General features: G+C 48.4%; 14 protein-coding genes and 2 pseudogenes. 12 read left to right on the top strand and 4 right to left on the bottom strand.

What is annotated here, in order from left to right:
• The 6 genes and pseudogenes from RDY34_RS09710 to RDY34_RS09685 form a co-directional block, all read left to right on the top strand.
• On the top strand, nt 1-263 hold a 263-nt coding region (locus RDY34_RS09710; RefSeq protein WP_308184554.1), incomplete at its 5' end, for a hypothetical protein.
• Nucleotides 263-586 (top strand): DUF6572 domain-containing protein, encoded by a 324-nt coding sequence (locus RDY34_RS09705; protein ID WP_002222093.1) that lies wholly within the window; start codon nt 263-265, stop codon nt 584-586. The genes RDY34_RS09710 and RDY34_RS09705, both read left to right, overlap by 1 nt.
• A gap of 448 nt (nt 587-1,034) precedes the next feature.
• Nucleotides 1,035-1,337, top strand: coding sequence for a hypothetical protein (locus tag RDY34_RS09700; RefSeq protein ID WP_003754687.1), 303 nt, complete (start codon nt 1,035-1,037; stop codon nt 1,335-1,337).
• A gap of 105 nt (nt 1,338-1,442) precedes the next feature.
• Nucleotides 1,443-2,329: pseudogene (locus RDY34_RS10665) on the top strand (VENN motif pre-toxin domain-containing protein); the annotation flags it as partial.
• A 1,542-nt stretch (nt 2,330-3,871) separates the two neighbouring features.
• Nucleotides 3,872-4,360 (top strand): hypothetical protein, encoded by a 489-nt coding sequence (locus RDY34_RS09690; protein ID WP_003754699.1) that lies wholly within the window; start codon nt 3,872-3,874, stop codon nt 4,358-4,360.
• Between the two features lie 385 nt (nt 4,361-4,745).
• The gene (locus RDY34_RS09685) at nt 4,746-5,021 is read left to right on the top strand and encodes a hypothetical protein (protein ID WP_301005478.1); all 276 of its coding nucleotides are present in this window, start codon (nt 4,746-4,748) and stop codon (nt 5,019-5,021) included.
• 48 nt (nt 5,022-5,069) lie between these two features.
• On the opposite strand, the pseudogene RDY34_RS09680 reads toward RDY34_RS09685, so the two are convergent.
• Nucleotides 5,070-5,219: pseudogene (locus RDY34_RS09680) on the bottom strand (IS1595 family transposase); the annotation flags it as partial.
• Complete coding sequence (mutY, locus tag RDY34_RS09675) at nt 5,209-6,270, bottom strand: A/G-specific adenine glycosylase (protein ID WP_308184553.1); 1,062 nt, start codon at nt 6,268-6,270, stop codon at nt 5,209-5,211. The pseudogene RDY34_RS09680 and the gene mutY, both read right to left, overlap by 11 nt.
• A gap of 162 nt (nt 6,271-6,432) precedes the next feature.
• Between mutY and RDY34_RS09670 the strand changes: the two genes are divergently transcribed.
• On the top strand, nt 6,433-7,473 hold the full coding sequence (locus RDY34_RS09670) for a zinc-dependent alcohol dehydrogenase family protein (RefSeq protein ID WP_308184552.1): 1,041 nt from the start codon (nt 6,433-6,435) through the stop codon (nt 7,471-7,473).
• A 261-nt stretch (nt 7,474-7,734) separates the two neighbouring features.
• On the opposite strand, the gene RDY34_RS09665 is transcribed toward RDY34_RS09670, so the two are convergent.
• Both RDY34_RS09665 and edd read right to left on the bottom strand, forming a co-directional pair.
• Nucleotides 7,735-8,373: a bifunctional 4-hydroxy-2-oxoglutarate aldolase/2-dehydro-3-deoxy-phosphogluconate aldolase gene (locus RDY34_RS09665; RefSeq protein ID WP_308074864.1), complete on the bottom strand. Its 639-nt coding sequence runs from the start codon at nt 8,371-8,373 to the stop codon at nt 7,735-7,737.
• 180 nt (nt 8,374-8,553) lie between these two features.
• Nucleotides 8,554-10,389 (bottom strand): phosphogluconate dehydratase, encoded by a 1,836-nt coding sequence (gene edd / locus RDY34_RS09660; protein ID WP_304677124.1) that lies wholly within the window; start codon nt 10,387-10,389, stop codon nt 8,554-8,556.
• 414 nt (nt 10,390-10,803) lie between these two features.
• Here edd and zwf point away from each other — a divergent pair, with 414 nt between their 5' ends.
• From zwf to pgi, 5 genes are all read left to right on the top strand, one after another.
• On the top strand, nt 10,804-12,249 hold the full coding sequence (zwf, locus tag RDY34_RS09655) for a glucose-6-phosphate dehydrogenase (RefSeq protein WP_304677123.1): 1,446 nt from the start codon (nt 10,804-10,806) through the stop codon (nt 12,247-12,249).
• Between the two features lie 279 nt (nt 12,250-12,528).
• A complete protein-coding gene (pgl, locus tag RDY34_RS09650) occupies nt 12,529-13,224 on the top strand; it encodes a 6-phosphogluconolactonase (protein ID WP_308074863.1) in 696 nt (231 codons plus the stop codon).
• Nucleotides 13,205-14,191 (top strand): glucokinase, encoded by a 987-nt coding sequence (locus tag RDY34_RS09645; protein ID WP_308074862.1) that lies wholly within the window; start codon nt 13,205-13,207, stop codon nt 14,189-14,191. Before pgl ends, RDY34_RS09645 begins: the two co-directional genes overlap by 20 nt.
• A gap of 49 nt (nt 14,192-14,240) precedes the next feature.
• Nucleotides 14,241-15,089 (top strand): DNA-binding transcriptional regulator HexR, encoded by an 849-nt coding sequence (hexR, locus tag RDY34_RS09640; protein ID WP_002213148.1) that lies wholly within the window; start codon nt 14,241-14,243, stop codon nt 15,087-15,089.
• A gap of 120 nt (nt 15,090-15,209) precedes the next feature.
• Nucleotides 15,210-16,856 (top strand): glucose-6-phosphate isomerase, encoded by a 1,647-nt coding sequence (pgi, locus tag RDY34_RS09635; RefSeq protein ID WP_308074869.1) that lies wholly within the window; start codon nt 15,210-15,212, stop codon nt 16,854-16,856.
• Nucleotides 16,857-16,912: the final 56 nt, after the last annotated feature.

The following is a 16,912-nucleotide window of genomic DNA, read 5'->3' as shown; positions in this document are numbered from 1 at the left end:
GGTATTGGGGTAGAATTAGTGGATATTTGAAACGAAAACAGCCGAAAACCTGTGTTGGGGTTTCGGTTGTCGGGAGGGAAAGGAATTTTGCAAAGGTCTCAGAGTATAAGGCTTCAATAACTGCACCACTTACCAAAAATCAGAAAAAAGCTTTTCCTGAAATTGAAAGAACGGGAGCGACAGTGGTCGGTAAGGGAAAACTGGGCTATCCAAAGGGGAACAAAATTAAGCCTACTAAAGTTATCATTGAAAGGAAAAGATAATGTCTATTTTGGAAGAGAATGTAATTGATTCAGCCTCTATTGAAAACGGAATACTCATATTAACTATTTCTGATCATTTAAAATGGGATAACGAGCATTTGTTTTTGTTGCAAGAGAAAATAAATTCATATATTCAATATATTGAATCAGGTCAAATTTTTGAAGATTTTGGAGAAAGTAGCTATGAGACTATTGAAATACAGCTTATATATAAATATAAACCAAATGAAAATTATAGAAAATTTTTATATCGCCTAGAAGGTGCTTTATTAAAACTTAAATTACGGTTTTCCCATGGAACTATCTCATATTTTTATAGTTAAAAAGTAAATACTCTCTTTATCACTTCGGGTCCAGGCAAGCCATAACTTATATAAACCCTGAAATCAAAAGAAGCAAATCGTAACACGAGGCGTCATATCCCTTAAGTCATACTTATACTGAAATATATAAGCCTGAGGAATTTATGCTATGGTTAAGAAAGTAAATATATTGAATATTGCAGAAATTTTTTATGAGAGTGAAAAATAAAATTTAGATATAGTCGTTATCTGTCTGCCGATGGAATAAAATGGATAAGACATGGTTTGTTCTATGCATCTTACGAAAATGGTAATATTGTTTAGGCAAAAAAATTATGAAAATTTTTTATTTTAGTTCAAAAAAATAGAAAGAAATATTATCTCATCAAATCTGAATCGAAAACAAGTTCGTGCAATATTTAGTTCTGATGTACAAGAAATTTATAAGTCATCATACTCTCGGGTTCCTATGGATGTTTTTCCCGAGTTGAATATCCATTGTTTTTATGACGATAAAAATCAGCTTCAAGCGATAGAGATATTTGAACCAAATAAGTTTTTTTTAGAAGATATTTCTTTTAATTGGCTTGGAAAAATCAATGATGAAATAATAAGCTATCTTTATAAGAGTGGAATTAATGATTTTGAAATTGATGATTTGGGTATTAGGCTTCTTAATATTCCTGTTTCAACTATAATCAATTCTATAGGTAAGGTAGAATGTTGTTATTTAGATTTTTCAAATAGAGACACAAAATTTTATGTAAAATAAGTGTGGGTTGAGGTCAAGACCCAACTATCAAAAGGTCGTCTGAAAATAAATTTGGTTTTTAGATGGCCTTTCTCTTAATCGAAACAAAATGTTGGGGCTTACGGCAGCGACAAACAAAGCAGCATCACGAAAGCGGCATCAATACCCAAAACATTCAAATCACAGACGAAGCCGCACAAATCAGGCTGACAGGCAAAACAGCGGAGCAAACCAAAGCCGATATTGATACAAACGTAACCACAGACACCGCCAGGCAGCATTCGGGCAGCCTGAAAAACGTATTTGACAAAGATAGAGTGCAAAGTGAACTGGATTTACAAAGAACCGTCAGCCAAGATTTTAGTAAAAATGTTCAACAAGCCAATACCGAGATTAACCAACATTTAGACAAACTCAAAGCAGACAAAGAAGCAGCCGAAACAGCAGCAGCCGAGGCATTAGCCAATGGCGATATGGAAACTGCCAAACGCAAAGCCCATGAAGCTCAAGATGCGGCAGCAAAAGCAGATAATTGGCAACAAGGCAAAGTCATTCTCAACATGTTAGCCTCAGGTTTAGCTGCGCCGACCCAAAGCGGAGCGGGCATCGCTGCGGCTACCGCATCGCCAGCCGTATCGTATGCGATTGGACAGCACTTTAAAGATTTAGCCGGTCAAAACGCGAATGGCAAACTAACCGCCAGTCAAGAAACCGCTCACGTTCTTGCCCACGCGGTATTAGGAGCAGCGGTTGCCGCAGCAGGAGACAACAATGCTCTAGCAGGAGCATTGAGTGCGGGCGGGGCGGAAGCGGCTGCGCCTTACATCAGCAAATGGTTATACGGCAAAGAAAAAGGAAGCGACTTAACGGCGGAAGAGAAAGAGACTGTAACAGCGATTACAAATGTATTGGGTACGGCTACGGGTACTGCGATTGGCGACACAACAACCAATGCAGCACAAGGCAGCCTGAATGCGAAGAGTGCGGTGGGGAATAATTATTTAATAAAAGAAGATTGGAATGTATATAAGAGAAAAATCAATGAATGCGAAAAACAAGGTAGAAAATATTCAGCCTGCTATATTTCTGCTCAAAAAGATTTATATACGATAAGTGTAAACAGAAATGCAAAACTAAGAGGAGCATGTTCTCCAGAAGGCGATTTAGAATTATGTAAAAGGTTAGTTGCTGAAGCTGATGAAAGTAGGAACTTAACCCGGAAGGAACTTAAATCATTAGGGTATATTCATGGAAAAACACCCACTATTCCCACTACTATTGAAGAAGTTAAACAAGGTTTTAGAATACCCAATCCAAGTTTTATAGATTACCATGACATACCATGGGCTAATAACCCTACTATTCATTATTGGGCAGCTAATATCAGTTTTCCGTTGTTTAATAAAATGGATTATGGATTAAGTATAGCTGTTAATCGTGTTACTGGTGAGATTTTTCTGGGTGTGAATGCCTCACCACATATAAAAGATGGAAATCATAAAACCCCAGTTGATATCCCAAGCGCTAATATTGTAATGGGACATATTAATAATATGACATCTGTTGAAAAAGCTCGATTATGGAAAACCATTACTCAAACAATTTCTGGGCAATCAACGACTGTTTCAGGTTGCGCTTATTTTGGTTGTTTAGGAGTCAGCCAGACAATTGATAAGGAAAAAGTTGCTTTTGAAGCAGGACTAGGAACACCCAAACAGCCTACTATTTCTTTTGGCAGAACGCATATGGTGCGAGTAGGGCGAATAACTTTTAGTGACGCAAATTAAAAAACGGGACAACCTAGTCATATTCAAGCATCTATTCCTGCAAACTTACCTAGTATTGGAGATAAATTTAATGCTATCCCATTTTATCAATAAAAATCTGAATACTATAGGTGGTTGTATAGTAATTATATTTGGAATTTGTTTTGCATTATTGATAACAGAAGCTCAACAGGAAGGTAAATTAGGTTATAAAACGGATAATAGTGAAAGGGTGCAAAGGATATTCTCTGAAATACCGACCATGGTTGAACCATATCAAGTATCTGATAGTAATTCATTTACAAGAGGCCCTACAACTTTTGTGACTTTTTATGTTAAAGGTTCGGACTCCGAACTAAAAAAATTAACTCTATTAATCGATCGAAGACAGAGCCTTTTCGGATTTGTTAATGCTTGTAGGAATGGGGAGTCTTTAATATATGAATATAAATTAATACCTGAATTTGATAAGACAGTTAAAATAAATTCTTTGGCTATCGAGTGGAAATATCCGGATTCATCATGCAATTAGCGTAGCATTAAAACCACTTACCTACCTTTTTTGTTTTAACCCTCCAGCCCACCACTCTAGCGAAGCACCAGGTGCCATCACTTGGTTGTGGTATCAGTCATCTAAGCATCACCAATAGCAGAAGCAGGAGTTGTTGTTGCGGACATTTGTCAAATAACCGGGAATTGTAACGCTTCGGAAGTATTAGAAGATGTTTGGTCAGGTAGATTTAAAGACAACTATATGGCATCGGAAAATGCTAATGAAAGAAGTAAATAATGGTAAATAAAACATGGTTACGATTAAAAGTAAAATTAGGAGAGTTTTGTCTTGGGGCCATGCCTTTATTGATTATTTTGGTTTATTTTGGAGATACTAATGAAAAAAATGATGGTGAGATTGGAATAGCTAAAATCAAGCAAACCCATGCAACTAATTTTATCTCTGATATATCGAGAAGAATGGGATCTGCAACATGGGATTTGGGTAAGCCACGTATCAATCAAAGTAATGAATTTAAGTTTTCTGATGGAAAAATTAGATTTCTGCAATGTTCTCCTAATACTAAACATAATATAGAGCAGGTATTTGAGCAATACCACTATTTAATAATTAAAGAACATAAAACCTTTGGAAAATATTTTTGCATTGATAACAATATTGTTATAAACATAGATTCGTTTGGGAATGGCTGTGATTTAATCTTTTCAATTCAATGGGATAAGTTATATTCAAATTGTTCTGAAATACTCTTGGATTTAGATTAAGCCAGCGTAGCCTGTGCAACCAACCAAAAATGTGAAATGGTAGGGTGTAATTTATGCACACGCGGTTTTGGTTTCTCTGAACTCGGTTTCAGGCTGCCTTAAAACCACTTACCTACCTTTTTTGTTTTAACTAATCGCGATCCTAAATTATGCCCACAAACCTACCTCTAAACCTCCTCTCCCCCAAGCTCTTTTCCAATGAACCATGGAACGAAAGCTAAGTACTCAGTGCCATCACATGGCTGTGGTATCAATCCCCCATGCATCGCCAAGTGCCTATTGCCGGATGCCGACTTATGTGTTGCCTGTGTAAAAAAAGAAAATCAACGCACCGGAAAAACCAAGCAAGAAGAATTAAGCACAGGACAAAAAAACGCGTATATCTTTGCCTACGCGGTATTTAGAAGCAGCGGTTGTAGTAGCAGGAGACAACAATGCCCTAGCAGGAGCATTGGGTGCAGATGTGGGATACGTTTCAGGACAATCAGCACAATGGTTATTAGGACAAACTTTGGCTGGTACGGCCATTGGTGTACGTGGGCAAATGAAAGCAGGCGGACAACTGCATTACGATATATTTGCGAGCCATGCATTGAAAAAGCCTGAATATTTTCAGACGAAGAAATGGGTAACGGGATTTCAGGTAAGTTATTCGTTTTGATGTAATTGAAGCGAATAATGTATGACAAGATAAACAAAAGCTACTGGTTTTCTGCCAGTAGCTTTTGTTTATGTGGTGATGAGTTTCAGCAAAATGCGTGGTGTGATTGATACGAAAATATCTAAATTCACTGACATCAAGCTCATCATAACTATGAAAGGTATCCGTGTACACAATGCCATCAGGCTTAACTTTCTCTATCTAATATAGCCCCAAACTTTTTACTGTTTAAATAAATTTCCAAAGGCTTGGGCAAACCGTAATCTTTCAAATGCGCCGGCTTTATCCAAATGCCGTCTGAATGGTGTTCAGACGGCATTTGTCCTTCAAACGGCGTAATCATCAGCAGGCGGTGCGTCAGGCGGTGGGTCAGAGCGGTTTGTTCGTCCATATCCTCCATCGTCAGGGAGAGTTTGGCGGCAAAGTCGGAAAGCCCGTTCAAACTTTCAAAACACGGTACGCAATACAGACCGCCCCAAATGCCTTTGGCAGGGCGTTTTTCCAATAAGATTGCGCCGTTTCGGTTGCGGACAATCAGCCAATAAAGCGGCAGGGTTTGTACTTCGGGGGCGGTTTTTTTGCGCGGCAGCTCGGCAATGCGGTTTTGCTTTTTCGCTTCGCAGATGTCCGCCATCGGGCATTGATGGCACAAGGGTTTTGTTCGTTTGCACACGGTTGCGCCTAAGTCCATCAAACCTTGTGTGTAGGCGGGCATATCGGCGTTTTCAGACGGCAGCAGGCTTTCGGCAAGCGTCCAAAGCGAGTTTTCAAATTTTTTGTCCTGCGGATTGCCGTCGCGGGCGAACACGCGGCAGAGTACGCGTTTGACGTTGCCGTCCAAAATGGTTTCGCGACGGTTGAAGGCGAAGGCACAAATAGCGGCGGCGGTGCTTCTGCCTACGCCGCAGAGGGTTTCCAAGTCTTTGCGTTCGGATGGAAACGTGCCGCCGAATTGTTCGACGACTTGTTGCGCGGCTTTGTGCAGATTGCGCGCGCGGCTGTAATACCCCAAACCCGCCCATAACGACAACACTTCGTCTTGCGGTGCGGCGGCAAGTGCCTGTACGGTCGGGAATTTTTCCAAGAAACGCGGATAGTAGTCCAACACGGCGGCAACCTGCGTTTGCTGGAGCATGATTTCGGAAAGCCAGACGCAATAAGGGTTTTTGACCTGCCAAGGGAGGTGGTGGCGACCGTGTTGTTTTTGCCAGCGGATGAGCCGTTCGGAGAAGGGGATGGGTGTGTTCATTAACATCAATCTGTGGTTTTATTTATATTTAAAATAGCATGTTATGGTATAACATTGTAAAAGTAATTCTTATTGACTTATTTTTTGTAGGGGTATATAACTCATATAAAGAGACTTTATTGCGGTATTGAAATTATTTATCAACAAGCAAGGAGTATCAGCATGAAAGCAATGGTTTATCACGGCGCAAACGACATCCGTTTTGAAGAAAAACCCCGCCCGCAGATTATCAATCCGACCGATGCGGTGGTGAAAATCGTCAAAACCACGATTTGCGGTACCGACTTGGGTATTTGGAAAGGCAAAAACCCCGAAGTCGCCGACGGCCGTATTCTCGGCCATGAAGGCATCGGTATTGTAGAAGAAGTCGGCGATGCTGTAAAAAACATTAAAGTCGGTGATAAAGTCATTATTTCATGCGTCAGCAAATGCTGCACTTGCGACAACTGCAAAATCCAACTTTATTCGCACTGCCGCAACGGCGGCTGGATTTTGGGTTACATGATTGACGGCACGCAGGCAGAATACGTCCGCACGCCTTATGCCGACAACAGCCTCGTGCCGCTGCCCGCCAACGTTAATGAAGAAGTCGCGCTGCTGTTGAGCGACGCCTTGCCGACCGCCCACGAAATCGGCGTGCAATACGGTGATGTCAAACCTGGCGATACCGTCTTCATCGCCGGTGCCGGCCCTGTCGGTATGTCTTCGTTGCTGACTGCGCAACTGTATAGCCCTGCCGCCATCATCGTTTGCGATATGGACGAAAACCGTTTGAAACTGGCGAAAGAGTTGGGCGCGACCCATACCGTCAGCCCCGCTTCCGGCGATGTATCCAAACAAGTCTTTGCTATCGTCGGCGAAGACGGCGTAGATTGTGCCATCGAAGCCGTCGGTATCCCTGCGACTTGGAATATGTGCCAAGACATCGTCAAACCGGGCGGCCATATCGCCGTTGTCGGCGTACACGGTCAATCCGTTGATTTTAAACTGGAAAAACTGTGGATTAAAAACCTTGCCATCACAACCGGTTTGGTAAACGCCAATACCACTGAAATGCTGATGAAGGCAATTTCCAGCAGCTCAGTCGATTACACCAAAATGATGACCCACCATTTCAAATTCAGCGAATTGGAAAAAGCCTACGACGTGTTCAAACACGCCGCCGAAAACCAAGCGATGAAAGTGGTTTTGGAAGCGGATTAATCGGCGTTGAATCAGTTGTTTTTTAACCGGATGCCGTCTGAATGCGTTTCAGACGGTATTTTTTCAGCCGTGTAAAACGGGCTGTCCGGCTGCTGTATTTGTCGAATAGACTGACCGTTATTTTTATTATGCGGAAGATGGATGGGTATTTTAGGGGCGGTATGTCGGAGCGGTGCTGCCGTGTATGCCGACTGGGCCGCCAAGCGGCAAAATGCCGTCTGAAACGGGAAAGGGCTTCAGACGGCATTTTTACGATGCGGTTCAGGCTTTGGGTTTCAATGCCGCCGCTTCTTTGGCGAGGCGGGTGATGGTGTTCCAGTCTTTGTTTTTCACGGCTTCTTTCGGTGTCAGCCATGAGCCGCCGACGCACAGGACGTTGGGCAGTGCCAGGTATTCGGGGGCAGTTGCCAGGCTGATGCCGCCGGTCGGGCAGAAGCGAACATCGGCGTAAGGACCGTACAGGGCTTTGAGCATGGCTTTGCCGCCAACGACTTCGGCAGGGAAGAGTTTGAGGGTGTCGATGCCGTGTTCTAAAGCCAGTTGGACTTCGCCCGGAGTGGCAACGCCGGGAATCAGGGGGATGCCGCTGTTGTGGCTGGCTTTGGCGAGGGATTCGTGCAGCCCCGGGCTGATGGCGAAAACTGCGCCTGCGTCTTCGACGGCTTTGAGCTGTTCGGGATTGGTTACCGTACCCGCGCCGACGATGGCGTTGGGTACTTCTTTGGCAATCAGGCGGATGGCATCGAGTCCGACGGGTGTACGCAGGGTAATTTCGAGGGTAGGGATGCCGCCTTCGACAAGGGCGTGGGACAAATCGATGGCGGTGCTTAAGTCGTCAATCGCCATTACCGGCACAACTGCGCCGGCGGTCAAAATTTCGCGGGGGGTCAGTTTGGACATTTCGGTTCTCCGGGTGGAATGGGGTATTTTATTAAGATGGGACAGGTCGTAGGTCGGATTCAAGAAACCGACATCTTGGACGGCTGTGTCGGATTCGAGAATCCAACCTACGTCTATCTTAAAACACTTGAATAATTTTTCAGACGGCCTTCGGTCTGAAAAGGCCGTCTGAAACGCGCATCAGGCAAATTCGCCGCCGAAACTCATGGCACCGGTTTCCGCGCTGCTGGTCATGCTGCGGAAGTTGGCGAAGAGTTCGCGGCCGCAGCCTTGTTGGTTCGCGCCCAAGTCGATGCTTTCGACTTCGCGGGCATTCCATTCGGTTTCGTTAATCAGGACGTTGAGTTCGCCGGTAACGGAGTCGAAGCGGATCGGGTCGCCGGTACGGATTTTGGCGATGTTGCCGCCCATCAGGGCTTCGGGGGTCATGTGGATGGAGGCCGGAACTTTGCCGGACGCGCCGGACATACGGCCGTCGGTCAGCAGCGCCACTTTGAAGCCGCGGTCTTGCAGGATGCCCAAAGGCGGGGTCAGTTTGTGCAATTCGGGCATACCGTTGGCACGCGGGCCTTGGTAGCGAACAACGCAGACGAAATCGCGTTCCAATTCGCCGCGCTCAAACGCAGCCAACACTTCGCGTTGGTCGTTGAATACGATGGCAGGCGCTTCAATGATGCGGCAACCTTCGCGCACGGCAGATACTTTAATTACGCCGCGACCGATGTTGCCTTTCATCAGGCGCAGACCACCGTCTGGGGAGAACGGATTGTCGGCTTTGCGCAGGATGTCATCGTTGCCGCTGGTTTCGGGGGCTTCGCGCCATTCGAGTTTGCCGTCGATAAGAAAAGGCTCTTTGGTGTAGTGGCGCATACCGTGTCCGACAACGGTATCGACATCGTCATGCAACAGGCCTGCGTCCAGCAATTCGCGGATAACGAAAGGTAGGCCGCCGGCAGCGGTAAAGTGGTTCACGTCGGCTTTGCCGTTGGGGTACACACGGATCAGCAATGGGATGATGGAAGAAATTTCATCGAAGTCGTCCCAGTTCAAAATCACGCCTGCAGCACGCGCCATAGCAACGAGGTGCATGGTGTGGTTGGTCGAGCCGCCGGTTGCCATCAGGCCAATCAGGGCATTGATGAAGGATTTTTCAGTCAACATTTCGCCCAATGGTTTGATGGTGCCGTTTTTGATACCGCGTGCGAGGTGTCCGGCCGCGTAGCGGGTCAGGGCTTCGCGCAGGTCGGTATAGGGATGGACGAAAGCGGCGGCAGGCAGGTGTACGCCCATCATTTCCATCATCATTTGGTTGGAGTTTGCCGTGCCGTAGAAAGTGCAGGTGCCCGGGCTGTGGTAAGAACCCATTTCGCTTTTCAAAAGTTCGTCGCGTCCGACTTTGCCTTCGGCGAAAAGCTGGCGGGTGCGAGCTTTTTCTTTGTTGCCGATGCCGCTGGACATCGGGCCTGCGGGGACGAAGATACCCGGAATATGACCGAACGAAAGCGCACCTATCATCAAACCCGGCACGATTTTGTCGCATACGCCCATAAACAGGCTGCCGTCAAACATTTGATGCGACAGACCGATGGCGGTACTCATGGCAATCACGTCGCGGGAAAACAGCGACAATTCCATGCCGGCATAACCTTGCGTGATGCCGTCGCACATGGCGGGTGTGCCGCCGGCGACTTGTGCGGTCGCGCCGTTTTTCTGTGCTTCGTCTTTGATTTGATCAGGGAAGTCTTTAAACGGCTGGTGTGCGGAAACCATGTCATTGTAGGCAGTGATGATGCCTAAGTTGGGGACGGTTTCCTGAAGCATTTCGATTTTGATGCTCTTAGGCATGGAGGCATAGCCGTGTGCCAAGTTGCTGCAGCCGAGCTGGTTGCGCTCTAAGCGTCCCATCTGTTTGGCGCTGCGGATTTTCGCCAGATACTTTTCACGCGTCGGGCGGCTGCGTTCGATAATGCGCTCGGTGATTTCGGCGAGCTTGGGGTGGATAGGAGTGGGGTTCATGTTCGGTCTCCTGTCGGAAAGGTGGTATGTATTGGGATTGTGTTTGCGCGTTTCTGATTTTTTGTATCGGGTGTTCGGACGGGGGAATATTTTGAAGGTATGCCGTCTGAAGTGGGAAGCGGAGCTATTATAATACAAAATTTGTAATTTTGTTACAAAAAAATCAGGCATTGAAAAGAAATTTGATTTAAATCGTAGAATCTTTCGATTGTTGTAACGGAATAGGGGAAACCTGCCCGATTTTTGGACTAGGTCAAATAAATTGTAAAAATGGGAATAGACAAAAAGTGTAGCGGTGTGTAGTATTACTACTCGTTATGCCGCCTGCCTTTGTTTCCGATATTGCGATGCAGCGTGATGGGAAAAGCAGGTTTCAGACGGCATCGAAAAATTCTTTCCTGACGAGATAATACGATGAGTACACAAACAAATTTTGATTTGGTGTTGTTCGGTGCGACCGGCGATTTGGCGATGCGCAAGCTGTTGCCCTGTCTGTACCAGGCGCATGTTGCCGGTCTGCTTCATCCCGAAGGGCGTATTTTGGGGGTCAGCCGCAGCGAGTTGGATACCGAAGGTTTTCTGGCGAAGGTGGAAACCAGTTCCAAAATCCATGTGAAAGAAAATTTTTCCGATGAGGCTTGGGCATCGTTTGTCGAACGTCTCGCATATCTCAAAGTCGATGTTACGCAGCCGGACGATTTTGCCGCTTTAGGCGATTTGGTCAAAGCGCGCAAAGAAACCGACAACGTCGTCATCTATCTGTCCACCGCGCCCAAATTCTTCGCGCAAGCCTGCGAGAACCTTGCTGCGATCGGTTTGAATGCCGACAACGCGCGCGTGGTTTTGGAAAAACCGTTGGGTACGGACTTGGCTTCTTCCCAACAAATCAATACTGATGTTGCGCGTTATTTCAAAGAAGGGCAAATTTACCGCATCGACCACTACCTTGGCAAAGAAAGCCTGCAAAACCTGCTTGCGCTGCGTTTTGCCAATGTAATGTTTGAGCCGCTGTGGAACAATAAATATATCGAAAGCGTGCAGTTGACCATCGCCGAACAGCTCGGTGTGGAAGAGCGCGGTGAGTTTTACGACATTACCGGCGCGTTGCGCGACATGGTGCAAAACCATTTGATGCAGATGTTGTGCATGACTGCGATGGAAGCCCCCGCCAGCTTGGATGCCGACGCGGTGCGCGATGAAAAAGTCAAAGTCATCAAGTCATTGAAGCCGCTGACCGTCGAATCTGTCAATGAAAATGTCGTGCGCGGACAATATACCGCCGCCAAAGGCATGAACGGCTATCTTGAAGAAATCAACGTTCCGCAAGAGAGCTTTACCGAAACCTACGTCGCCATTAAAGCCGAAATCGAAAATGAACGCTGGAAGGGCGTTCCTTTCTACCTGCGTACCGGCAAACGCATGGCGGGCAAAGTGGCGGAAATCGTTTTGAACTTCAAAGATTTGAACAGTCATATTTTTGAAGACAGCCGCACCGCGCCCAACCGGCTCGTTATCGAGTTGCAACCGCATGAATCCGTGCGCCTCTATACGCAGATGAAAACCCCGGGGGCAGGAAATAAGGTCGAAACCGTGCCGCTGGCAACCGATTTGGGCAAAGCATTGGAAGGCCGCCGCGCGGAAGCTTACGAGCGCCTGCTGCTGGATGTGATTAACGGCAAACTCGCTTTGTTCAACCGCCGCGATGAACTCGAAGCCGCGTGGGAATATGTGATGCCGATTTTGGAAAACTGGGCAAATAACACCACGCCGCCGCACGGCTACGGCGCACACTCGTGGGGGCCTGAAGCCGCGCGCGAACTATTGGCGCGCGACGGACACAAGTGGCACGAAGAGCAGTAATACAATAATGCGTTCAGACGGCATGGGGTTTGAAATGCCGTCTGAACGCAAGTAAAGCAGTATAGTGGATTAACAAAAATCAGGACAAGGCGACGAAGCCGCAGACAGTACAAATAGTACGGCAAGGCGAGGCAACGCTGTACTGGTTTAAATTTAATCCACTATAAAAAGCAGTCCCGATATTTGGTATCAAAAGCATAAACAACTGTTCGGCCGGCATATTGCTCAACCCATTTCCATAACGGAATATGCCGTCTGAAATAAAAAAAGGACACAAATATGTTTGTTTGGCACGAATACGAAAATGCGGCAGAAGCGGCGCAGTCTTTGGCTGACGCAGTGGCGGATGCTTTGCAGGGCGCACTGGACGAGAAGGGCGGTGCGGTGTTGGCAGTTTCCGGCGGACGTTCGCCGATTGCATTTTTCAACGCCCTGTCGCAAAAAGATTTGGATTGGAAAAACGTCGGCATCACCTTGGCAGATGAACGCATCGTGCCGACCGTCCACGCCGACAGCAATACCGGTCTGGTGCGCGAATACCTGTTGAAGAACAAGGCGGAAGCGGCAATGTGGATTCCTATGGTGGAAGACGGAAAAACTGAAACCGAATTACATCCCGATGCTGTTGTCGATTATGCACTGAAACATTACAAACAGCCCGATGTTTTGGTTTTGGGTATGGGAAACGACGGGCATACGGCTTCGATTTTCCCGAAAGCTCCGCAGTTTCAGACGGCAATCGACGGTTCGGCAGGTGTCGCGTTGGTGCATACCACGCCCGTTACCGCGCCGCACGAGCGCGTCAGCATGACCTTGGATGCGATTGCCCATACGGGGCATGTGTTTTTGGCGATACGGGGCGAAGAGAAAAAAGCCGTGTTCGATCAAGCCGCACAAGGCGAAAACCGCGAATATCCGATCAGCTTTGTATTGAACCGCCAAGGAGTGAACTGCCATGTCTTCTACGCCGAATAAACAAGCCGGATATCCCCGATTGGTCGCCGACATCGGCGGTACGAATGCACGCTTTGCTCTGGAAACCGCGCCGCGCGTCATCGAAAAAACCGCCGTGCTTCCGTGTAAGGACTACGATACGGTTACCGATGCGGTGCGTGTCTATCTGAACCAAAGCGGTGCAACAGGCGTACGGCACGCGGCATTTGCCATCGCCAACCCGATTTTGGGCGACTGGGTGCAGATGACCAACCACCATTGGGCGTTTTCCATCGAAACCACCCGTCAGGCTTTGGGGCTGGATACCCTCATCCTTTTGAACGACTTTACCGCGCAGGCATTGGCGGTAACGCAGACTTCAAGTAAAGACCTGATGCAGGTAGGCGGGCAAGAGCCTGTCGAATTTGCCCCCAAAGCCGTTATCGGTCCCGGTACCGGCTTGGGCGTGAGCGGATTGGTGCACAGCCCCGCAGGCTGGGTGGCTTTGGCAGGCGAGGGTGGGCATACCAGTTTCCCGCCGTTTGACGATATGGAAGTGCTGATTTGGCAGTACGCCAAAAACAAATACGGCCATGTTTCCGCCGAACGCTTTTTGAGCGGCGCAGGCTTGAGCTTGGTTTACGAGGCTTTGGCTGCAAAACAGAAAGCCAAACCCGCCAAACTGATGCCGTCTGAAATCACGGAAAAGGCTTTGAGCGGCACGTCGCCTTTGTGCCGTCAGACTTTGGACATCTTCTGCGCCATGCTCGGCACGGTTGCTTCCAACCTCGCCCTGACGCTGGGCGCGCGCGGCGGCGTGTACCTGTGCGGCGGCATTATTCCCCGCGTGTTGGAATACTTCAAAACTTCCCCGTTCCGCAGCCGTTTTGAGAACAAGGGCAGGTTTGAAGCATATCTTGCCGCGATTCCCGTGTATGTCGTCTTGAGCGAGTTTCCCGGAATTTCCGGTGCGGCTGCGGCTCTCGACAACCATTTGAGAAACGTTTAACCACAGCGGCTCCTTGCAGCGGGGCTGCATTATCGAAGGGCATATCATTATGTTAAGCAAAATCAGCGAATCACTGGCAAACCTTTCCGGTGCGGAACGCAAAGTCGCCGAATGTGCATTGGCGGAACCCAAATGGTTCGTCCATGCCGCCGTTGCCGAAATTGCCGAACGTGCGTCCGTCAGCCAGCCGACCGTCATCCGATTCTGCCGCAGCTTGGGTTATAAAGGGCTGCCCGAGTTCAAGCTCGCGTTGTCCGCCAGCATCGGTCATGAGGGTATGCCCTATGTCCACGAAGAACTCAACGCCGACGACGATATGGCAAGCGTGGTCGAGAAAGTGTTGGGCAATGCCGCCGCCTCGCTGTTGGGCGAACGCCGCTTCCTGAAAGAATCGGAGCTGGAAAACGCCATTGCCACGCTGATGCACGCCCGCCGCGTTGAGTTTTACGGTGTGGGCAATTCCGGCATTGTGGCACAGGACGCGCAGCATAAATTTTTCCGTTTCGGCATGTCCACCGTCGCCTATGTCGATACGCACACGCAGCTGATGGCAGCATCCGTTTTGAGCGATCAGGATGTTTTGGTTGCCATTTCCAACACGGGTTCGTCTATCGAACTTTTGGATGCGGTCAGCATCGCCAAAGAAAACGGCGCGTCTGTCATCGCACTGACCCGCAACGATTCGCCTCTGGCGCAACTTGCCGACTGCGTGTTGAGCGTTGCCACACAGGAAAATGCCGAACTCTACACGCCCATGGTTTCCCGCCTCTTGCAGCTTGCCGTCATCGACATTCTCGCCATCGGACTTGCCCTGCGCTTGGGCGATGCTGCCAGCCTGCAATTGCAGAAAAGCAAAAAAAGCATACACAACAAGCACATCGATTACGACAAAGATTGACCTTCAGACGACATCCTACAAATGCCGTCTGAAATGCCGAACAACGGTCGTCGGCGGCTTGCGGCAGTTTCCGGCAGCCTTTTCATCCCACAACAAAAAACCTCATTCAGGAGCATACAGATGAAACACCTTCACGACTTACCCGCATGGTCGAAATTGTGGAACCACTTTGACGACAGCAAAACATTGCATATGCGTGAAATGTTCGAGCAAGACCCGCAGCGTGCGGAACGCTACTGGCTGCAAGTCGGCGGACTGACGCTGGACTACTCCAAAAACCGCATCAACGACGAAACCATGTCGCTTTTGTTCGAGTTGGCGCGTGAAGCAGGCGTGCCGGAGCGGATGCGGCAGATGTTCCACGGCGAAAAAATCAATACCACCGAAAACCGCGCCGTCCTCCACGTCGCCCTTCGCAACCGCACCAATTCGCCGATTGTGGTTGACGGTGAAGATGTGATGCCCAAAGTCAACCGCGTTTTGCAACGTATGGGCGAATTTGCACACGAAGTCCGCAGCGGAAGCTGGCTGGGCTATACCAACCAAGTCATTACCGACGTTGTCAACATCGGCATCGGCGGATCGGATTTGGGCCCGCTGATGATGTGTACCGCGCTCAAACCTTTCGGTCATCCGCGCCTCAATATGCACTTCGTCTCCAACGTGGACGGCTCGCAACTGCGCGACGTATTGTCCAAAGTCCACCCCGAAACCACGCTGTTCATCATCGCCTCCAAAACATTTACCACGCAGGAAACGCTGACCAACGCGCTGACCGCGCGCGAATGGTTTTTGAATCATGCGGGCGACGAAGAAGCCGTTGCCAAACACTTCGCCGCCGTTTCCACCAACCAAAAAGCCGTTGCCGAATTCGGCATCGACACCGCCAATATGTTTGAATTTTGGGATTGGGTCGGCGGTCGTTACAGCCTGTGGTCCGCCATCGGATTGCCGATTATGCTGTATCTCGGCGAAGAAAACTTCATCGAAATGCTCAACGGCGCGCACCTGATGGACCAACACTTCATCAACACACCGCTCGAGCGCAACCTGCCCGTCATCCTCGCCCTCATCGGCATCTGGTATATCAACTACTACGGCGGCGGCAGCCACGTCATCGCGCCTTACGACCAACATTTGCACCGCCTGCCCAAATTTATCCAGCAGCTCGATATGGAAAGTAACGGTAAACAGGTTACGTTGGACGGCAAAGCAGTCGGACACGAAACCTCGCCGATTATCTGGGGCGAAACGGGCATTAACGGCCAGCACGCCTTCTTCCAACTGCTGCACCAAGGCACGCACATTACCCCCATCGACTTGATTGCCTCACTTGAAAAACGCAGCAACCTGCCCGGACACCACGAAATCCTGCTTGCCAACGTCTTTGCACAAGCAGAAGCCTTTATGCGCGGCAAAACCCCCGACGAAGTCCGTGCCGAACTCAAAGCGCAGGGTATGGATGAGGCGCGCATCGAAGAGCTGGTCCCGCACAAAACCTTCTCCGGCAACCGCCCGACCAACCTCATCCTGATGGACAAGGTCAACCCGCGCAATATGGGCAGCCTGATTGCCATGTACGAACACAAAACCTTCGTACAAGGCATCATTTGGGGCATCAACAGCTTCGACCAGTGGGGCGTGGAACTCGGCAAACAACTGGCTAAAACCATTTTGGGCGAACTGACCGGCGAAACCGTGCCGCAAAAGCACGACAGTTCGACCGAACGCCTGATCAACCTCTACCTGCAGACCAACTGCAAATAAAACCTGCGGAAAAATGCCGTCTGAACGTCGACCGTTTCAGACGGCATTTTTATCGA

It is taken from the genome of Neisseria polysaccharea (assembly GCF_963392925.1).
GTDB classification, from domain to species: domain Bacteria; phylum Pseudomonadota; class Gammaproteobacteria; order Burkholderiales; family Neisseriaceae; genus Neisseria; species Neisseria polysaccharea.
Note: the sequence above shows the minus strand (reverse complement) of the source record. Positions and strands in the feature narration are given on the sequence as shown.